The sequence below is a fragment of the Dietzia sp. Alg238-R159 genome (assembly GCF_900537145.1).
GTDB classification, from domain to species: Bacteria; Actinomycetota; Actinomycetes; order Mycobacteriales; family Mycobacteriaceae; genus Dietzia; species Dietzia kunjamensis.
Window position 1 is genome coordinate 105,719 of the sequence record NZ_UNRI01000006.1, and the last position, 17,562, is coordinate 123,280.

The 17,562-nt window shown below is 71.1% G+C and carries 15 protein-coding genes; 4 read left to right on the forward strand and 11 right to left on the reverse strand.

What is annotated here, in order from left to right:
* Window positions 1–51 precede the first annotated feature (51 nt).
* Window positions 52–1,536: a fatty acid desaturase gene (locus tag G6R20_RS14025; RefSeq protein ID WP_163376738.1), complete on the reverse strand. Its 1,485-nt coding sequence runs from the start codon at window positions 1,534–1,536 to the stop codon at window positions 52–54.
* 267 nt (window positions 1,537–1,803) lie between these two features.
* Here G6R20_RS14025 and G6R20_RS14030 point away from each other — a divergent pair, with 267 nt between their 5' ends.
* Window positions 1,804–3,642: an ABC transporter ATP-binding protein gene (locus G6R20_RS14030; RefSeq protein ID WP_240341486.1), complete on the forward strand. Its 1,839-nt coding sequence runs from the start codon at window positions 1,804–1,806 to the stop codon at window positions 3,640–3,642.
* A 191-nt stretch (window positions 3,643–3,833) separates the two neighbouring features.
* Here G6R20_RS14030 and G6R20_RS14035 read toward each other — a convergent pair whose 3' ends face one another.
* The 4 genes from G6R20_RS14035 to G6R20_RS14050 are packed head-to-tail and all read right to left on the reverse strand — an operon-like array spanning window position 3,834 to window position 7,435.
* Complete coding sequence (locus G6R20_RS14035; RefSeq protein ID WP_067716521.1) at window positions 3,834–4,763, reverse strand: SDR family oxidoreductase; 930 nt, start codon at window positions 4,761–4,763, stop codon at window positions 3,834–3,836.
* A 54-nt stretch (window positions 4,764–4,817) separates the two neighbouring features.
* Window positions 4,818–6,140, reverse strand: coding sequence for a TrpB-like pyridoxal phosphate-dependent enzyme (locus G6R20_RS14040; RefSeq protein WP_163376739.1), 1,323 nt, complete (start codon window positions 6,138–6,140; stop codon window positions 4,818–4,820).
* A gap of 39 nt (window positions 6,141–6,179) precedes the next feature.
* A complete protein-coding gene (locus tag G6R20_RS14045) occupies window positions 6,180–6,692 on the reverse strand; it encodes a GNAT family N-acetyltransferase (protein WP_240341481.1) in 513 nt (170 codons plus the stop codon).
* Window positions 6,689–7,435: a hypothetical protein gene (locus G6R20_RS14050; protein ID WP_163376740.1), complete on the reverse strand. Its 747-nt coding sequence runs from the start codon at window positions 7,433–7,435 to the stop codon at window positions 6,689–6,691. Before G6R20_RS14050 ends, G6R20_RS14045 begins: the two co-directional genes overlap by 4 nt.
* Window positions 7,436–7,506: 71 nt before the next feature.
* Between G6R20_RS14050 and G6R20_RS14055 the strand changes: the two genes are divergently transcribed.
* Both G6R20_RS14055 and G6R20_RS14060 read left to right on the forward strand, forming a co-directional pair.
* On the forward strand, window positions 7,507–8,037 hold the full coding sequence (locus tag G6R20_RS14055) for a peptidylprolyl isomerase (RefSeq protein ID WP_205475891.1): 531 nt from the start codon (window positions 7,507–7,509) through the stop codon (window positions 8,035–8,037).
* A gap of 152 nt (window positions 8,038–8,189) precedes the next feature.
* Entirely contained in the window at window positions 8,190–8,924 is a 735-nt protein-coding gene (locus tag G6R20_RS14060) for a rhomboid family intramembrane serine protease (protein ID WP_163376742.1), read from the forward strand.
* Window positions 8,925–8,990: 66 nt separating this feature from the next.
* Here the strand turns inward: G6R20_RS14060 and G6R20_RS14065 are convergent, their stop codons facing one another.
* Window positions 8,991–9,458 carry a PH domain-containing protein gene (locus tag G6R20_RS14065; protein WP_163376743.1) on the reverse strand — a complete coding sequence of 156 codons (468 nt, stop codon included), beginning with the start codon at window positions 9,456–9,458 and terminating at the stop codon, window positions 8,991–8,993.
* A 345-nt stretch (window positions 9,459–9,803) separates the two neighbouring features.
* Window positions 9,804–10,070 carry a cell division protein CrgA gene (crgA, locus tag G6R20_RS14070; protein ID WP_067716511.1) on the reverse strand — a complete coding sequence of 89 codons (267 nt, stop codon included), beginning with the start codon at window positions 10,068–10,070 and terminating at the stop codon, window positions 9,804–9,806.
* A gap of 88 nt (window positions 10,071–10,158) precedes the next feature.
* Here crgA and G6R20_RS14075 point away from each other — a divergent pair, with 88 nt between their 5' ends.
* Window positions 10,159–10,839 carry an aminodeoxychorismate/anthranilate synthase component II gene (locus G6R20_RS14075; RefSeq protein ID WP_163376744.1) on the forward strand — a complete coding sequence of 227 codons (681 nt, stop codon included), beginning with the start codon at window positions 10,159–10,161 and terminating at the stop codon, window positions 10,837–10,839.
* 48 nt (window positions 10,840–10,887) lie between these two features.
* On the opposite strand, the gene pknB is transcribed toward G6R20_RS14075, so the two are convergent.
* From pknB to G6R20_RS14095, 4 genes are read right to left on the reverse strand one after another with little or no spacing between them, the layout of a single operon-like run.
* A complete protein-coding gene (gene pknB, locus G6R20_RS14080) occupies window positions 10,888–12,975 on the reverse strand; it encodes a Stk1 family PASTA domain-containing Ser/Thr kinase (RefSeq protein ID WP_163376745.1) in 2,088 nt (695 codons plus the stop codon).
* Complete coding sequence (locus G6R20_RS14085) at window positions 12,972–14,603, reverse strand: serine/threonine-protein kinase (protein WP_163376746.1); 1,632 nt, start codon at window positions 14,601–14,603, stop codon at window positions 12,972–12,974. Before G6R20_RS14085 ends, pknB begins: the two co-directional genes overlap by 4 nt.
* A complete protein-coding gene (locus G6R20_RS14090; protein ID WP_163376747.1) occupies window positions 14,600–16,072 on the reverse strand; it encodes a penicillin-binding transpeptidase domain-containing protein in 1,473 nt (490 codons plus the stop codon). The genes G6R20_RS14085 and G6R20_RS14090 overlap by 4 nt, the downstream gene beginning before the upstream one ends.
* A 7-nt stretch (window positions 16,073–16,079) precedes the next feature.
* Window positions 16,080–17,561, reverse strand: a complete 1,482-nt coding sequence (locus G6R20_RS14095) for an FtsW/RodA/SpoVE family cell cycle protein (protein WP_163376748.1) — start codon at window positions 17,559–17,561, stop codon at window positions 16,080–16,082.
* Window position 17,562 lies beyond the last annotated feature (1 nt).

Sequence of the window (17,562 nt, forward strand, 5' to 3'; positions counted from 1 at the left end):
GATCCCGTGGGCCGGGCGGCGGAGGGCCGATCGGAGCCCCGCACGCGGGGGTCACTTCACGGGCAGGAAGTCCACCTTGTCGCGGACGCCGCAGTCCGAGCACCGCCAGCTGTCGGGGATGGCCGACCACGGGGTCCCGGCGGGGAAACCCTCGCGCGGCAGCCCGGCGGCCTCCGAGTAGTGGTTCCCGCAGTTGGGGCACACGTACTCACCGGTCGGTGAGGTCTGATCGGTCGCGATGTCGGTGTCCGCGACGATCTGCTCGGCGACCGCCGTCGACCCGGCACCGTACCGGGCGAGGACCTTCTCCCGCTTGGACGGCTGGATGTTGGCGCGGGTGATGTCGCCGTCGTAGTGGGCCAGGACGCGCTTGTCCATGACCTTGCGCCACAGCGGCGGGACGTAGGCCAGGACCATCATCGTGGCGTAGCCCGAGGGCAGCTGCGGGGCCTGCTCGAAGCTGCGCAGGACCTGGTAGCGACGCATGGGGTTGGCGTGGTGGTCCGAGTGGCGCTGCAGGTGGTACAGGAAGATGTTGGTCACCAGGTGGTCGGAGTTCCAGGAGTGCTCCGGGCGGCAGCGCTGGTAGCGGCCGGCGGAGGTCTTCTGGCGCTTGAGGCCGTAGTGCTCGAGGTAGTTGACGACCTCGAGCAGCGAGAAGCCGAAGACCGCCTGGACGATGAGCCACGGCGCGATCTCCCAGCCGAACACGGCGATGAGTCCGCCGAAGAGCACGACCGTCATGAGCCAGGCGTTGAGGTTGTCGTTGCGCAGGGTCCACGGGCTCTTGCCCAGCCGCCGGAGCCGCTCGGACTCCAGGTGCCAGGCCGACGTCAGCGACCCGAACACGCTGCGCGGGAGGAAGGCCCAGAACGACTCACCGAAGCGCGAGCTGGCCGGATCCTCCGGGGTGGCGACACGCGCGTGGTGTCCGCGGTTGTGCTCGATGAAGAAGTGTCCGTAGCCGGTGGTGGCCAGGGCGACCTTGGACAGCCACTTCTCGCTGCCGGCGATCTTGTGCCCGAGCTCGTGGGCGGTGTTGATCCCGATCCCGCCGGTGATCGCGACGGTCCAGGCGACGCCGATCGAGGCGGCGATCCCGAGTCCCCCGTCGTAGCCCAGCCACGACAGGTCGTCGGCGGACCAGAGGTAGGCGGCCGCGATGAGGGACGCGTACTGGAAGGGGATGTACAGGTACGTGCACCACCGGTAGAACGGGTCGGCCTCGAGCTTGTCCATGACCTCGTCGGGCGGGTTCTCACCGTCGGCGCCGACGGCGAGGTCCCCGAGGGGGATCGCGACGTAGACGAGGAAGGGGAGGAGGAACCAGGCGACGGTGGCCGCCACGCCCCAGCCGAGGGCGTTGAACCCGGCGACGATCGGCATCGACACGAACAGACCCATCGCGGGGATGAGTCCGAGCAGCCACAGGTACCGCTTGGCGTCGGTCCACGCGTAGGGCTCGACGGCGGCGTCCCCCTCGTGATGGGTGTGCGGTGCCCCGTCGGGGGGGCTGATGTACTCGGTGCTGGACATCGCAGACGACCTCCGGGTCAACAGGATGTGGCGTATGCCACTGTGTTGCCCCTGACGTTAGACAAATTCCCCCGCCGTGTCTAGACATCACCCCAGATTTTGTCCAAAGACCGGATCGGGACGACGACGACGAGGAACGCCACCGCGGTCGCGGGCCGGAATACGTGGGCCCCGTGCCGGGTTGTACCGAACGGTCGTCGGGGCCCCTCTCCGGCGCGGGAGGAGTACCGCTACGTGACGATGCAGCAGGCCGCCATGCGCACGCTGATGCGGGCCGAGAACAACAACATCGCGTTGGACCGCAGTGTGTTCACCCGCGAGAACTTCCGCAGGATCGGACAGTTCGCCCGCCCGCACACCCGGCGCATCGTCTTCTTCCTGGTGCTCTCCGTCTTCGGGGCCACCCTCGCCGTGGCGACACCGCTGCTCGCCGGCCGCGTGGTCACCGCGATCGTCGAGGCCTCGCCGGTCCGGGTCGTGATCGGCCTCGCGCTCGCCATCGCCGCGATCGGGATCATCGAGGCGATCGTCGCGGTCGTCACCCGGTTGTGGTCCGCACGGATCGGGGAGGGGCTCATCCTCGACCTGCGCCGCGCGGTGTTCGACCACGTCCAGACGATGCCGGTCGCCTTTTTCATGCGCACCCGCACCGGCGCGCTGGTCAGTCGCCTCAACAACGACGTGATGGGTGCCCAGCGGGCGTTCTCGGACACGCTGTCCGGGGTCGTGTCGAACCTGGTGCAGCTCGTACTCACGTTGGCCGTGATGGCCGGTATCAACTGGCAGCTCACCGTCCTGTCCGTCCTGCTGCTGCCGATCTTCCTGTTCCCGGCCCGCTACGTGGGCAAGCGGCTCGCGCGGCTCCGCCGCGAGGCCTCGGATCTCAACGCGTCGATGAACGACCAGATGACCGAGCGGTTCAACGCCGGCGGCGCGACCCTGGTCAAGCTCTTCGGACGCCCCGAGACGGAGTCGGCGGAGTTCGCCGCCCGCGCGGGCCGGGTCCGCGGCATCGGCGTGCGGACCGCGCTGCTCATGAGTGTGTTCATGAACTCGCTGACCCTGGTGTCCACGCTGGCGCTGGCGCTCGTCTACGGGCTCGGCGGGTGGTTCGCACTCAACGGCGCCCTCGACGCGGGGTCCGTCGTGGCCCTCGCGCTGCTTCTCACCCGCCTGTACGGCCCGTTGACCTCCCTGGCCAACGCGCCGATGGACATCGTCACGGCCATCGTCAGCTTCGAGCGGGTCTTCGAGGTCCTCGACCTGGAACCGCTCATCTCCGACGCCCCCGACGCCGTCGCCATCCCGGAGGGCCCGGCGACCATCGAGTTCGACGACGTCACGTTCTCCTATCCCTCGGCGGACAAGGTCTCCCTCGCCTCGCTCGAGGAGGTCGCGGTCCTCGACACCCGCGGCGGCCAGGAGGTCCTGCACGGGATCTCCTTCCGCGCCGAACCGGGACAGATGATCGCCCTGGTCGGGTCGTCCGGCGCGGGCAAGTCCACCATCGCCTCCCTGCTGCCGCGTCTGTACGACGTCGACTCGGGTGCGGTGCGGGTGTCCGGACTCGACGTGCGCCGGGTCACCTCGTCGTCGCTGCGGCGCACGGTGGGCATGGTCACGCAGGACGGCCACCTCTTCCACGACACGATCCGCTCCAACCTCACCTTCGCGCGGCCGGAGGTCTCCGATGACCTCGTCTGGGACGCGCTGCGCCGGGCCCGGCTCGAGGATCTCGTGCGGTCTCTGCCGGACGGTCTCGACACCGTCATCGGTGATCGCGGCTACCGGCTGTCGGGAGGTGAGCGTCAGCGACTGACGATCGCGCGGCTGCTCATCGCCGCCCCGTCGGTGGTGGTGCTGGACGAGGCCACCAGCGCGCTGGACTCCACCAACGAGTCCGCCGTCCAGGAGGCGCTGAGCGAGGCGATGGCCGACCGCACCTCGTTGGTGATCGCCCACCGGCTGTCGACGGTGCGCGCCGCCGACACGATCCTCGTCCTCGAGGCCGGCCGGGTGGTGGAGTCGGGCACGCACGCCGAGCTCCTCGCGGTCGGCGGTCGGTACGCGGAGCTCTACGAGACGCAGTTCGCCGACCAGGAGTGACCCCCGCTCGCCCCGCCCGCGCTGGCCGCGCCGCCCAGCCCGCCCCGCCCGCGCGGCCCGCCCGCCACGCCCGCCCCGCCCGCGCGGCCCGCCCGCCATGCCCGCGCTGGCCGCGCCGCCCAGCGCTCTTCTCGACGGCGGGGGCTCCGGCGGGTGCCGGGGTGGCGGGGTGTCGCGGCGGCGGCCCTTCCTCAGCTCTCCAGGTGCAGGCCCAGCTCGCGGGCGGCGAGCGCGGCGTACTTGGAGGTCTGCTCGAAAGCCGACTCCAGGGGGTTGGCGTCGGTGACGTCCGCGATCTCGTTCCAACGCTCGGCGACGACCTCGGGGGTGCGCGCGTCGTCGGGGAGGTAGACGCCCCGCGACTCGACCATCTGGGACACGGCGAACACGCCGGCGCCGGCACCGAGGATGGTCTTGGTCGGGGCGTCCTCGCTGACCATGAACAGGGCGCCGGGGGCGATGGTCTCCGGGCCCATGATGTCGAGCACCCGCTGCGGCAGCAGATCCTCGGTCATCCGCGTGGCCGCGGTGGGGGCGATCGCGTTGACCTTGATGTTCTTCTTGGCGCCCTCGATCGCCAGGACGTTCATCAGACCGACGAGCCCGGACTTGGCGGCGCCGTAGTTGGCCTGGCCGAAGTTGCCGTAGATACCGGAGGTGGAGGCGGTCATGAGGATGCGTCCGTAGCCCGCCTCGGCCATGTGCGGCCACACGGCCTTGGTGCAGTTGACCGATCCCATGAGGTGCACCTCGACGACCTTGCGGAAGTCGTCCATCTCCATCTTGGCGAACGACTTGTCCCGCAGGATGCCGGCGTTGTTGATGAGCACGTCGATGCGGCCCCACTTGTCGATCACCGTCGACACGAGGGACGCGACGGCGGCCTCGTCGGTGATGTCGTTGCCGTCGACGATGGCCTCGCCACCGGCGGCCGTGATCTCGTCGACGACCTGCTGCGCCAGGGAGGGGGTGCCACCTTCGCCGTGGACGTCGCCGCCCAGGTCGTTGACGACGACCTTGGCGCCACGCTCGGCCAGCGCGAGCGCGTAGGCGCGGCCGAGGCCGCCGCCGGCGCCGGTGATGATCGCGACGCGGTCGGTGAAGTCGATGGTCTTGGTCATAGGGGGGCTCCTGTGATCGAGGGTGTGGAACGGTCGGGGGGGTCTTCGGAGGCGTCAGCCCATCTCACCGCGGATGAAGGACTCGTACGCGGGGAGGTCGAGGAAGCCGTGACCGGAGAGGCCGATCACGATCGACGGTCCGGTGCCGGCCTCACCGGTGTGCTCGCGGGCCTTGGCCATCGCACCGGCGAGGGCGTGGGTCGACTCGGGCGCGGGGACGATGCCCTCCGCCTTGGCGAACTCGACGCCCGCGGCGAACGCCACGTTCTGCTCCACCGCCATGGAATCGAGCAGGCCCAGGTGCTTGACGTGGCTGACCAGCGGCGCCATGCCGTGGTAGCGCAGGCCACCGGAATGGATGGGGTCCGGAACGAAGTCCTGACCGAGGGTGTACATCTTCATCAGCGGGGTCAGGCCGGCGACGTCACCGTGGTCGTACCGGAACTCGCCCTCGGTCAGCGACGGGCACGCCGTGGGCTCGACGGCGATGATCTGCGTCCGCGCGCCGGCGAGGTTCTCGCGGATGAACGGGAAGGCCAACCCGGCGAGGTTGGAGCCGCCACCGGCGCAGCCGTACACGTAGTCGGGGGCGTCCTCGCCGAACATGCCCAGCTGCTTGAGGGCCTCCTCGCCGATGACGGTCTGGTGCAGACACACGTGGTTGAGCACGGACCCCAGTGAGTAGCGGGCCTCGGGGTCGCCGGCGGCCACCTCGACGGCCTCGGAGACCGCCATACCGAGAGAACCGGGGGTGTCGGGGTCCTTGGCGAGGAACGAGCGCCCCGCCTCGGTCAGGTCCGACGGGCTCGGGTGGACCGAGGCGCCGAAGGTCTCCATGAGCATCCGGCGGTACGGCTTGGACTCGAACGAAGCCTTGACCTGCCACACCTCCACCTCGATGCCGAAGGCCTGACCGGCGAACGCCAGAGAGGCGCCCCACTGGCCGGCGCCGGTCTCGGTGGTGAGCTTGGTGATGCCCTCGGCGGCGTTGTAGTAGGCCTGTGCGACCGCGGTGTTGGGCTTGTGTGAGCCGACCGGGCTGGTGCCCTCGTACTTGTAGTAGATCCGCGCCGACGTGCCGAGCGCCTTCTCCAGGCGGCGGGCCCGGATCAGCGGCGACGGGCGCCACAATCGGTAGATCTCCTGCACCGCCTCGGGGATCTCGATGTAGCGCTCCGGGGTGACCTCCTGCTCGATGAGGGACATCGGGAACAGCGGGGCGAGGTCCTCGGGACCGAGCGGCTCCCTGGTCCCCGGGTGCAGGTGCGGTGCCATGGGCTCGGGGAGATCGGCCTGGATGTTGTACCAGTGCGTCGGCATCTCGCTCTCCGGGAGGAGAGCCTTGACCAGCGAGCCGGAGGGAGCGTCAGACGTCATGTGTGTCCTCGGGAGGGATCGAAGGGGGTGAGCCGGGTCTCATCCTAGGAGGTCGCGCCGCATGGGGAGATGGGGGATCCGCCCATCGAGATAGTCCGGCCCGCACCGCGCGAATCCGAACTGCTCGTACCACCTCTCCAGATAGGCCTGGGCTCCGATCTCCACAGGCCGGTCCCGGCACAGCACGAGCCCCCGGCGGATCAGCCGCGCCGCGATGCCCCGACCCCGCCAGGCGGGCGTCGTGCAGACACGTCCGATGTGCATCACCCCGTCGCCCGCGTCCGATCCGAACACCCGCAGTGTCGCGACGATCGCACCGCCCGGTGTACGGGCCAGCAGGTGCGTCGTGCCAGGGTCGGCGTCGACGTCGTCGATCTCGGCGTACGGGCAGTCCTGTTCCGCGACGAAGACGTCCACGCGCAGCTTGTACAGCGCGTGGACGTCCAGGGGGCCCAGTTCGGGCAGGCTCGACGCGATGACCTCGAGTGCGGTGTCGTCGGCTGCGGTGTCGTCGACTGCAGAGCCGTCGGGGATCGGGTCCCGGTCGATCACTTGTCGGTCGCGGTCCCGTCCGTGGAGGCGTCGCCGACCGGCTGATCGTCCGAGGGCTGCGGTGCGGACCCGGCCGCCGGGCCGGGTACGGCGCTGCCCGCGGCGGGGGAGGTGTCGGCGGACTGGTCCGAGGGCCCCTCGGGATCGGCGGACTCGATCGTCAGGTCCGCACCGGTCTCCGAACCCGCCGGGTCACCCGTCACGCCGGGGCCGGTCGTGGCTGCGGGCGCCGAGCCGGTCGTCTGGTCGCGCCCCTCGGCGGCCGCTTCGGCCGGGGTGGGGGTCCGCGGCGGGGCGGGGGTCGGGGTGGGCGCGGACGGCGAGGTGGGCGAGCCCTGGCCACGAAGGAAATAGGCCGTGGCACCCGCGACGGCGGCGCCGCCGGCGAGGCCCACGATCCACAGCGGCGCGAAGCGGCGCAGCGGGTTGCGCTTCTGGGGCGGCGTGGCCAGAGCCGACGTCTGCTCGCGCAGCGCGGAGGCGTGCTGCCTCGCGTCCGCGGCGAGATCGCCCAGGAGCTCGGCCTGCTCGGCGCGACGATCCCGGATCACCTGGATGCCGCGGCTGGCACCGAAGAGGGCCAGGCCGACCGGTCCACGGGTGGCGGCGACTGCTGCCTCGCCCAGGAAGCGGGGGTCCTTGAGGTCGAACGCCTTCCGGGCGGCGGTGCCGGCCTTGTCCAGGTCCTTTTGCGCCTGCTTGACGGCCTTACGCTCGTCGGCGCGATCGCTTCGTTTGCTCATGGGTAGATGGTGGCACAGCGGCCCGACACCGACCACCACCTCGCCGACATCGGTCCCTGCGGCGTGGCAGGATGGGTGGCGTGAGCATCGCAACGCAGAAGGCAACCATCCACACCAACCGTGGTGACATCGTCATCGAGCTGTACGGCAACCACGCCCCGGAGACGGTCTCGAACTTCGTCGGTCTCGCCGACGGCTCCAAGGACTACTCCCAGGCCAACGCCAAGGGTGAGAAGAGCGGACCGTTCTACGACGGCTCGATCTTCCACCGCGTCATCTCCGGGTTCATGATCCAAGGCGGCGACCCCACCGGCACCGGCCGGGGCGGACCGGGCTACCAGTTCAAGGACGAGTTCCACCCGGAGCTGCAGTTCTCCGAGCCCTACCTGCTGGCCATGGCCAACGCCGGCCCGGGCACCAACGGTTCGCAGTTCTTCATCACCGTCGGCGCCACGCCGCACCTGAACAACCGCCACACGATCTTCGGCAAGGTCGCCGACGAGGAGTCGCGCAAGGTCGTGGACACCATCGCGACCACCAAGACCGGTGCGATGGACCGGCCGACCGACGACGTCGTCATCGAGTCGATCGAGATCTCCTGACCGAGCGGTCCCGGTCGACCGGCGGCGCGGGTTCCGGATTCCCGGACCCGCGCCGCCGGTCTGTCCGCAGCGCGGCAGGGCCAGCACGCGGCAGGGACAAGGCGGGGACGGGACACCGCACGAACGAGACGCAGCACGGATAACCGGGAGACATGAGCACCCAGACCCGACGCGGTGGCGCGGTCGCGAGATTCTTCCGCCTCCAGCCGGTCACGGCGTGGATCATCACCGCCAACCTGGCCGTCTACGCCGCGACCGTGGTTCAGGCGCGCAGCTTCCTGACCAACAACGCGTCGCCGTTGTTCGAGGCCACGGCGCTCTTCCCGCCGCTGGTGGCGGCCCGGGACGAGTGGTGGCGTCTGCTCACCTCGGCGTTCCAGCACTTCGGCCCGATGCACCTGCTGCTCAACATGTACATGTTGTGGATCCTCGGACTGGGGATCGAGCGCAGCATCGGGCACGTCCGCTTCCTCGCCCTCTACCTGGGCTCGGCGCTGGGCGGGTCGGTGGCCGTGATGTTCTACGGCCAGGGCGCCCTCACGGCCGGCGCCTCCGGGGCGATCTTCGGCCTGATGGGCGCGTACGCGATCGTGGCGATGTCGATGCGCCTCGACGTCAGGGGGATCGGGGTGTTGCTCGTCCTCAACGTCGGCGTGAGCTTCCTCGTGCCCGGCATCTCGCTCGCGGCCCATCTGGGCGGGCTCGCGGCCGGCGCCGTCGCCGCGTTCGCTCTGGTGGTGGTGCCACGCCGGATGCCGCGGCGTGTGGGCCGCACGGGCCGCGAGGTCGTCTCGTGGGCCGGCTTCCTCGTCGTGGTCGGGTCGGTCGGTGCCGCCGGGTGGTTCGCGGCCGACACCATGACGTTCGGATTCCTCGTCGCCCGCTGATTCCCACCGGCGTCTGACCCCCGCGTCGGCCGACCCCCGCGTCGGCCGCCGGGAGCGGTCTGACCCTCACCGGCCGTCGCCGACCGCCCCGAATCCCAGACGGTGCAGCGCGTCGACCACGTCCCGTGGATCCGTCCCCAGATCGAGCCGGGTGAACACGTCCAGTCGTTCGCGACCCCGCTCGTCCGTGTACTCGAGTCGCAGCAGGTGCTGCCGCGCCCCCCATCGGGAGACCCCCAGCGGGCGCACCTCCACCACCTCGGACCGCGGGACGAAGTCCACGCGGCGGAGCCTCTTGATCGCCAACTGCCCGTCCACCACCTCGAGTCGGGGCCGCCGGACCAGGTGGGACACACCCGACAGGGTGAGGAACAGCGCCGCCGGACCGGTGAGCAGCAGTGCGAGCGGATCCCGCCGCTGCAGGCCGATCACCACCAGGGCCACCCCGAGCAGGATCTGCACGCCCGGCCACAGGGCCCCGGGTGACCACGACGCCGCCCGCGGCCCGGCTCCCGACACGGTGTCACCACTCATGCCGCACATCCTCCCCTATCCACAGGCGTTATCCACACTGTGGATGAATAACACGGGTGGAGTTCGACTGCCGTTCGAGTCGACGCGGTCCCGACCTGCGGCGTCGTCGGCATCGTCAACACACAGACGTTATCCCCAGTGTGGAGGAAGTTCTCCACAGCGTGTGAGGGGTGTGGATCAGGCCGGTCGGGTCCCCTCATTGGGCGCCGCCGCCCCTGTGACCTGCATAGATGCACCGTTCTCAGAGAAAATGCAGGTCACCCCCCGCGTCGGGCGGGGGGTGACCTGTGGATAAACCTGTGGAACAGGCGGAACGTGCCCGGGGAGAGCGGCCGGGCGGGCCGGCTAGCGCCAGTTCATGGTCATGAGGAGTCCCACGACCGCGAGACCGAAACCGATCGCGAAGTTCTGCCACGTCTCGAGCGAGGCCATGAACGGGATCCGCTCACCGGCGATGTAGTACGTCACCAGCCAGAGCAGGCCCAGGATCATCAGCGCGAGCATGAGCACCAGGTACCACCGCGCGGTCGGGGTCCCCTTGACCTTGACGGGGGTGCGGCTGACGGCCGCGTCGGTGTACTCGGTCTTGGACCGGACCTTTGACTTGGGCATGGAGTCCTCGAACTGGTGGGGGATGTCGGGGCCACTCTACCAAGCCCGCCCCCGACGCTCACCCGTGCGACGGCAGTACGCTGCATCTATGCGCATCCTCGTCGTCGACAACTACGACAGCTTCGTCTACAACCTCGTCCAGTACCTGGGCCAGTTGGGCGCGGAGTGCGACGTGTGGCGGAACGACGACCACAGGCTCGCCGGCCCGGACGGCCGCTATGACGTGGCCGGGCTGGAGAGCGTGGTCAGCGGGTACGACGGAGTCCTGCTCAGCCCGGGTCCCGGAACGCCGGACAGGGCGGGGGCCACGATCCCGCTGATCGGGGTCTGTGGACGCGCGGGCGTCCCGGTGCTGGGAGTGTGCCTGGGCCACCAGGCGATCGGGGAGGCCTTCGGCGCGACGGTCGACCGGGCCGCCGAGCTCATGCACGGGAAGACCAGTCAGGTCACGCACGACGACTCGGGAGTCCTCGCCGGTATCCCCAGCCCGTTCACGGCGACGCGCTACCACTCGTTGACGGTCCTGCCGGAGACGATCCCGCACGAACTGGTTCCCACCGCGTGGACCGGTTCGGGTCTGGTCATGGCGATGCGTCACCGCGAGATGCCCGTCCACGGGGTGCAGTTCCACCCCGAATCGGTGATGAGCGACGGGGGGCACCGGATGCTCGCGAACTGGCTGGGAATGTGCGGCGAGCGGCCCTCGGAGACGCTGGTCGTGCGGCTGGAATCCGAGCTCGACCGGACCCGCGGCGCCGCCCTGGCCTGACCGGCCGGTCAGCTCGCCCGGTCAGTCCGGGCCGGGCAGCTCGCCCGGTCAGCCGGGGCCGGGCACCAGCCCGAACCGGATCACCCGGACGACGACCTGGTCGTTGACGCCGGCTTCGCCCACGGGCGGCTGCTGCGACCAGATCTGGCCCACCCGGCTGAGGTCGGGGTCGTTCTGCGGGAGCTCCACCAGCTGCCCGCGGTCGCCACGCCAGCCGGCCCGCTCGAGCTTGCCGAGGGCCTCCTCCACGGTGTCGCCGACGAGGTTGGGCATCACGAACCGGTTCCCGGCGGAGACCTGGAGCGTGATGGTCGCGCCCTTGAGCTGGGTCTGACCAGCGGCCGTGGACTGGCCCACGACCTGGCCCTCGGGCGCGGTGCCGTCGACCCGCTGGGTGTCCACGCGGAAGCCCGCCGCCTCGAGGGTCGCGCGCGCGGGGTCTGCGGACTGCCCCACGACATCGGGCACGGCGAGCTGTTCGGGGCCGGAGCCCACCGTCAGCCGGACCGGCCGGTCGGAGGGCACCTGTGCACCCGGTCCGGGCTCGGTGTCGACGACCTTGTCCTGGTCCTCGGGTGTCGACGGCCGGGCCTCGTTCTCCGGGGCCACCTGGAACCCGGCCTCCTCGAGGGCCAGTCGGGCATCGGCGGGGGACATCCCCATCACGTTGGGCACCGAGAGGATGGGTTTGCCGGTCGAGACCACCAGGCTGATCTCCGAGCCCACGGCGAGGCGCTTGCCGGCGATGGGGTCGGACGAGATGACGTGCCCCTCGGGGATCTGGGGGTGCGGCGCCGGGGTCTGCACGGGTTCGAGCCCGATCGAGGTGAGTTCCTCGACCACCTCGGCGACCGGCCGCTGGGCGACCTCGGGGACGGTGACCTCCTGCTGCTGCGCGACACCGCCGCGGTCGCCCGAGGTCGCCAGGATCGACACCGTCGCGATCCCTCCCAGCACCAGCAGGGCGGCGAGCGCGATGGCCACCCCGCGTGGCCCGCGACGAGCGTCGTCGGGTCGGGCGTCGCGGCGTCGGGCGTCTCCGCGATGGGAGGCGGGACGCGCGGCACCGGCACCGGCACCGGCACCGGCACCGGCACCGGCTGCGCCAGCAGGAGCACCCGCGCCGGCGGCACGACCGGCCAGCTCCGGCAGGTCGTGTGCCTCGGTGGGCGCATCACCGGGTGACCAGCGGGACGCGCCGGTTCCGTATCCCGCGCCGGTGAACCCGTGGGGGGCGTCGGGGCGCTGGTCGTCGTCGAGCTCGTCGTCGGTCAGCACCAGGGGCGCCGCCGGGCGGCCGCCGGTGAGCACCGTGAGCAGGTCGGTGCGCATCTCCCCCGCGGAGGTGTACCTGTTCTCGGGGTTCTTGGCCATCGCCTGCATGACCACCGCGTCGACGTAGCGGCTCACCTCCGGGTTGACCGCGGACGGCGGCGCGGGGGATTCGCGGACGTGCTGATAGGCCACCGCCACGGGGGACTCGCCGGTGAACGGCGGTACGCCGGCGACCATCTCGTACAGCACGCAGCCCGCGGAGTACAGATCGGAGCGGGCGTCCACGGTCTCGCCGCGCGCCTGCTCGGGGCTGAGGTACTGGGCGGTGCCGAGGACGGACGAGGTGTTGGTGAGGGTCGAGCTGGAGTCACTGAGGGCGCGCGCGATGCCGAAGTCCATGACCTTGACCGCGCCGTCGCGCGAGATCATGATGTTCGCCGGCTTGACGTCGCGGTGGACGATGCCCTTCTTGTGGGAGAAGTCCAGCGCACCGCAGACATCGGCCATCACGCCGAGGGCACGCTCGACCTCCATGGGGCCGTCCATTCTGACGATGTCGCGGAGGGTGTCGCCCTCGACCACCTCCATCACGATGTAGGGCAGCGAACCGTCGGCGGTGTGCTCCTCCCCCTGGTCGTAGATCGCCACGATCGACGGATGGTTCAGCGACGCCGAGTTCTGGGCCTCCCGACGGAAGCGCTGGTAGAAGGTCTCGTCGCGGGCCAGTTCCGGGCGCATGATCTTGACGGCCACGTCCCGGCCGAGGACCGTGTCGCGCCCGCGACGGACCTCGGACATGCCGCCGTATCCGAGGGGCTCACCGATCTCGTAGCGCCCGGCCAGGACGGATGGTGTGGTCATCCGTCGACACCTGCCCACCGGGCGGGAACGGGCACGGCGTCACCGGCCGCGCCCCGGGCCTGGCCCTGCGCCTGGTCCTGGCCTCGGCCCTGTCCCTGCCCCTCGTCCTGGCCCTGCGCCTCGTCCTGACCTTGCCCCTGGCCCCCACCGGGCTGCCCCTCGGGCGGGATCAGCGAGCTGAACTCCGAGGTGAGGGAGTCCAGCATGTCCTGCAGGTCGGGGGCCGGCGGAACCGCGGTCGGTGACGGCGCGGGTTCGGGGGTCGGCGTCGGAGTCGGCGGCGGCTCGGGTGCCGGGGCTGGTGCCTGCGTGGTGGTGGTCGTCACCGGGGCGGTGGACGGCGGCGTCGTGGGGGTGGTCCGGCCGAAGATCCCGCCCGGGCCGAAGACCCCGACGTTGGACAGGGCGATGACGGCCGCGACCGCCAGCGCCGCCACCAGGACGAACACCACGAGGAACCAGCCCACGCAGCCGGAGCCGCCGCGGCCGCGGCGGGGGGGCCGTGAGGTGACCGGTGGGGCGGGCTGACGCCGGGTCGCGGCGGGCGCCGGCTGGGGCCGGGACGGGTGCGCCGGTCGTGCCGGCCGCGGCCCGTCGGTGCGCGGCTGTCCGGCGGTGCCCGGGTGGGTGCGGGTGTACGCGCGCGTCGGGTCGGGCGAACCCCCGGCCCGGTACACGCCGCCCGGGTCCTCATCGGGCAGGACCGTGGTCGCGGCGGTGGCGCCGGCGGCCGCTGCGGCAGCCCCCGCCGCGGCGCCGGCGGCGAGGAACGCGCCCGGGAGACGGGGATCGCGACCGGCCCGGAGGTCGGCGATCGCCTCGGCGAAGGCCTCGCCGTCCGGGTAGCGCCGGCCGGGGTCCTTGGCCATGGCCTCGGCGAGGACGCGTCGGACCGGTCCGGGCACCGAGTCCGGGAGCGGCGGCGGGGTGTCGCGGACGTGCATCATCGCCACGGAGACCGGCGAGTCGGCGACGAACGGCCGTCGACCGGCCAGGCACTCGTAACCCACCACGCCGAGCGAGTACACGTCCCCGGCCGGGGACGTGTCGTTCCCCATGGCCTGCTCGGGCGCGATGTACTGGGCGGTGCCCACGACCATCCCGGTCTGTGTGACGGCGGACGCGCCCATGGACTTGGCGATCCCGAAGTCGGTGAGCTTCACCTGCCCGGCGGGCGTGATGAGGATGTTGCCCGGCTTGACGTCGCGGTGGACCAGGCCGATGGCGTGGGCGGCGTTGAGGGCGCGGCCGGTCTGCTCGAGCATGTCGAGGGTGTGCCGCATCGGCAGCGTGCCCTCGCGGGCCAGGACGTCCGATAGCGGTTCGCCCACCACGAGTTCCATGACCAGGTAGGACAGCGGGTTCCCGGAGGCGGGGTCGTCGATCTGCCCGTAGTCGTAGACGGTGGCGATCCCGGGGTGGGAGATCCTCGCGGTGACCTTGGCCTCGGACCGGAAGCGCTCGACGAACTCGGGGTCGGAGGAGTACTCGGCCTTGAGCACCTTCACGGCGACGTGGCGGTCGAGGACGCCGTCGTCGGCCTCCCACACCTGCCCCATACCGCCGGTGGCGATGAGGCGCAGGAGGCGATAGCGGCCGGACAGGACCGCGCCGGAGTTCAGACTCACGGCGTCCCTCCCAGCAGCGCGCCCAGGACCTCGCGACCGATGGGTGCGGCGTAGGTGGACCCGACGGTGCTGCGATCGACCCCGGGCCCGGACTCGATCGCCACGGCCACCGCCACGTCACGGCCGGGGACGAACGCGATGTACCAGGTGTAGGGGATGGACTCGGAGGAGTCCACGCCGTGCTCGGCGGTGCCGGTCTTGGAGGCCACGGTGACCCCGGGCAAGCCGCCCCCGGCGCCCTGTTCGGCGGCGACCATCATCTCGGTGAGTGTGCCGGCCTGCTCGTCGGTGAGGGCGCGGGCGGCGTCGCGGGGCGTGAAGCCCTGGACGACGGAGAGATCGGGCGCCGTCAGGGTCTTGATGAGTTGCGGTTCCATGCGGACCCCGCCGTTGGAGACGGTCGCGGCCACCATGGCGTTCTGCAGGGTCGTCATCCGGACGTCGCTCTGCCCGATGGAACTCATGGCCAGCTGGGCGTCGTCCTCCATCTGCCCCAGGCCCGACGGTGCGACCGGGATGCCGAAGTCATCCGGGGCGGTGCCGTCGACGCCGAACTTCTCCGCCATCTCGGTGAAGGCCTCCGCGCCGATCTCCTGGCTCAGCTCGACGAAGGGCACGTTGCAGGACCTCTCGAGGGCCGTGCGCAGGGTGACGGTGCTGCCGCCACAGGTCTGGCCGGCGTAGTTCTCCAGGTAGGTGGACGTGCCCGGCAGCAGGGTGCGGTCGGCGCCGGAGACGGGGGTCTCGGGCCCCATGCCCTGCTCGAGCGCGGCGGCGGTGGTGATGACCTTCATCGTGGAGCCGGGCGGGAGGGACTGCTGGGTGGCGTGGTTGAGCAGCGGCCGGTCCGAGCTCTGCTCGATGCGCGCCATCTCCTGCGCGCGGACCTCCGGGTCCAGGCTGGACAGGGCGCCCGGGTCGAAGGACGGGCTGGAGGCCAGTGCGAGCACCTCACCGGTGGAGGGGCGGACGGCGGCGACGGAGCCCACGAACGGCCCCTGGCCCGCGCCGCGCCGCAGGGCCTCGTAGGCGACCTCCTGGCCCGTGGGGTCCAGGGTGAGCTCCACCGAGCCGCCCTGCGGGGTGCGGCCCGAGATCAGACCGGTGATCCGTTGGGACAGCAGTCTCGGGTCGGAGCCGTTGAGGAAGGCGTCCTGGGTCTGCTCGACCCCGGCGGTGGCGAACTGCAGCGAGTAGTAGCCGACGGTGGGGCCGAAGACGACAGGGTCGGTGGGGTAGGTGCGCTGGAACTCGAAGCGTCCTTCCGACGGCAGGGACATGGCCAGCACCCGTCCGCCGGCGGTGATCTGGCCGCGCTGGCGGGAGTACTCGTCGAGGAGCATCCGCGTGTTGCGGGGGTCGGCACGGAGCTCGTCGGCGCGGAAGACCTGGACCCAGGTCAGTTGCAACAGCAGCGCCACCACCATGACCATGGCGGCGATCGCGACCCGTCGGATGGCGGTGTTCACGCGGCGCTCACCCGTTCCTCCGGCCCGGCGCGCGCAGCTTGGGCGCCCGCATCATGCCGGTGGCGGCCTCTGCCAGCGCCGGTGCCTGACGTGGGGTGGGCAGCGGCCGGCGCGCGTCGTGGGACAGGCGCAGCAGGATGGCGACCAGTGCGTAGTTGGCCAACAGGCTGGAGCCCCCGTATGCCATGAACGGCAGGGTCAGGCCGGTGAGGGGGATGAGGGTGGAGACGCCGCCGACCACGACGAACATCTGGATGGCCATGGTGGACGCCAGGCCCACGGCGACGAGCTTGCCGAAGCTGTCGCGGATGGTCAGCCCCACCCGGATGCCGCGGAGGATGAGGATCGCGTAGACCATCAGCACCGCGGCGAGGCCGATCAGGCCCAGTTCCTCGCCGATGGTGGAGGTGATGAAGTCGGTGTTCGCGAACGGCACCTGGTCGGGTCGCCCGTTGCCGAGACCGGTGCCGCCCATGCCGCCGGAGGCGAGGCCGAACAGGGCCTGCGAACTCTGGTAGCCGCCGGTGTCGAAGAACGCGAAGGGGTCCTGCCAGATCTGGAACCGCACACGCACGTGCCCGAACAGGGCGTAGGCCAGCACGCCGCCCACGGCGACCAGGACCACGCCGATGAGCAGCCAGCTCACCCGCTCGGTGGCCACGTACAGCAGCGTGAGCACGGTGGCGAACAGCAGGAGCGCCATGCCGAGGTCGGTGTTGAACACCAGCACGCCCAGGGACAGGAACCAGGCCACGATGATCGGCCCGAGGTCGCGGGCGCGCGGCAGGTCCACGCCCAGCACGCGCTTGCCGGCGGTGGTGAACAGCTCGCGCTTCTCCACCAGGATCGAGGCGAAGAAGATGATGAGCAGGATCTTGGCGAACTCGCCCGGCTGGATGGTGAACCCGGGCAGGATGATCCAGTTCTTGGCGCCGTTGATCTCGGAGAACCGGGAGGGGAGCACCGCCGGGATCGCCAGCAGTGCGAGGCCGGCGAACCCCATCGTGTAGCCGTACCGGGCCAGGACGCGGTGGTCGCGCAGGAAGTACAGCACGACCGCCATCACGGCCAGGCCGAGGAACGTCCACAGCAGCTGCCGGGTGACGTCCATCCCCGGCGGGTCGTTGCCGCTCGCCGCGGCGTTGGCCGCGTACGACAGGTCGAGCCGGTAGATGAGCACCAGCCCCAGCCCGTTGAGCAGCGCGACGCCCGGTAGCAACACCGGATCGGCGTAGGGCGCGAGCCAGCGGATGAGCAGGTGGGCGCCGCCGGCGAGGCCGAGGAACGCCAGGGTGATCCACAGCAGCGCCAGGGACAGTTCCTGCTCCTGGGCGAGTTGGACCAGCAGCAGCGAGAACCCGACGATCACCGCGGCGGCGACGAGCAGGACCAGTTCCTTGCCCCGGCGCGGGCTGTCGGGCACCGCCCGGCCGCGGGGATCGGATGCGGGTGAGGCCGACGATGGTGAGGCAGATGCGGGAGAGGACATG

What these genes read in the sequence shown, in the direction of transcription:
- G6R20_RS14060 (WP_163376742.1), top strand. Translation starts at nt 8,190, where the DNA reads ATGAGCACCCAGACCCGACGCGGTGGCGCGGTCGCGAGATTCTTCCGC.
- G6R20_RS14065 (WP_163376743.1), bottom strand. Translation starts at nt 9,458, where the DNA reads ATGAGTGGTGACACCGTGTCGGGAGCCGGGCCGCGGGCGGCGTCGTGG.
- pknB (WP_163376745.1), bottom strand. Translation starts at nt 12,975, where the DNA reads ATGACCACACCATCCGTCCTGGCCGGGCGCTACGAGATCGGTGAGCCC.
- crgA (WP_067716511.1), bottom strand. Translation starts at nt 10,070, where the DNA reads ATGCCCAAGTCAAAGGTCCGGTCCAAGACCGAGTACACCGACGCGGCC.
- G6R20_RS14055 (WP_205475891.1), top strand. Translation starts at nt 7,507, where the DNA reads ATGGGTGGCGTGAGCATCGCAACGCAGAAGGCAACCATCCACACCAAC.
- G6R20_RS14030 (WP_240341486.1), top strand. Translation starts at nt 1,804, where the DNA reads ATGCGGGCCGAGAACAACAACATCGCGTTGGACCGCAGTGTGTTCACC.
- G6R20_RS14075 (WP_163376744.1), top strand. Translation starts at nt 10,159, where the DNA reads ATGCGCATCCTCGTCGTCGACAACTACGACAGCTTCGTCTACAACCTC.
- G6R20_RS14095 (WP_163376748.1), bottom strand. Translation starts at nt 17,561, where the DNA reads ATGTCCTCTCCCGCATCTGCCTCACCATCGTCGGCCTCACCCGCATCC.
- G6R20_RS14050 (WP_163376740.1), bottom strand. Translation starts at nt 7,435, where the DNA reads ATGAGCAAACGAAGCGATCGCGCCGACGAGCGTAAGGCCGTCAAGCAG.
- G6R20_RS14035 (WP_067716521.1), bottom strand. Translation starts at nt 4,763, where the DNA reads ATGACCAAGACCATCGACTTCACCGACCGCGTCGCGATCATCACCGGC.
- G6R20_RS14025 (WP_163376738.1), bottom strand. Translation starts at nt 1,536, where the DNA reads ATGTCCAGCACCGAGTACATCAGCCCCCCCGACGGGGCACCGCACACC.
- G6R20_RS14040 (WP_163376739.1), bottom strand. Translation starts at nt 6,140, where the DNA reads ATGACGTCTGACGCTCCCTCCGGCTCGCTGGTCAAGGCTCTCCTCCCG.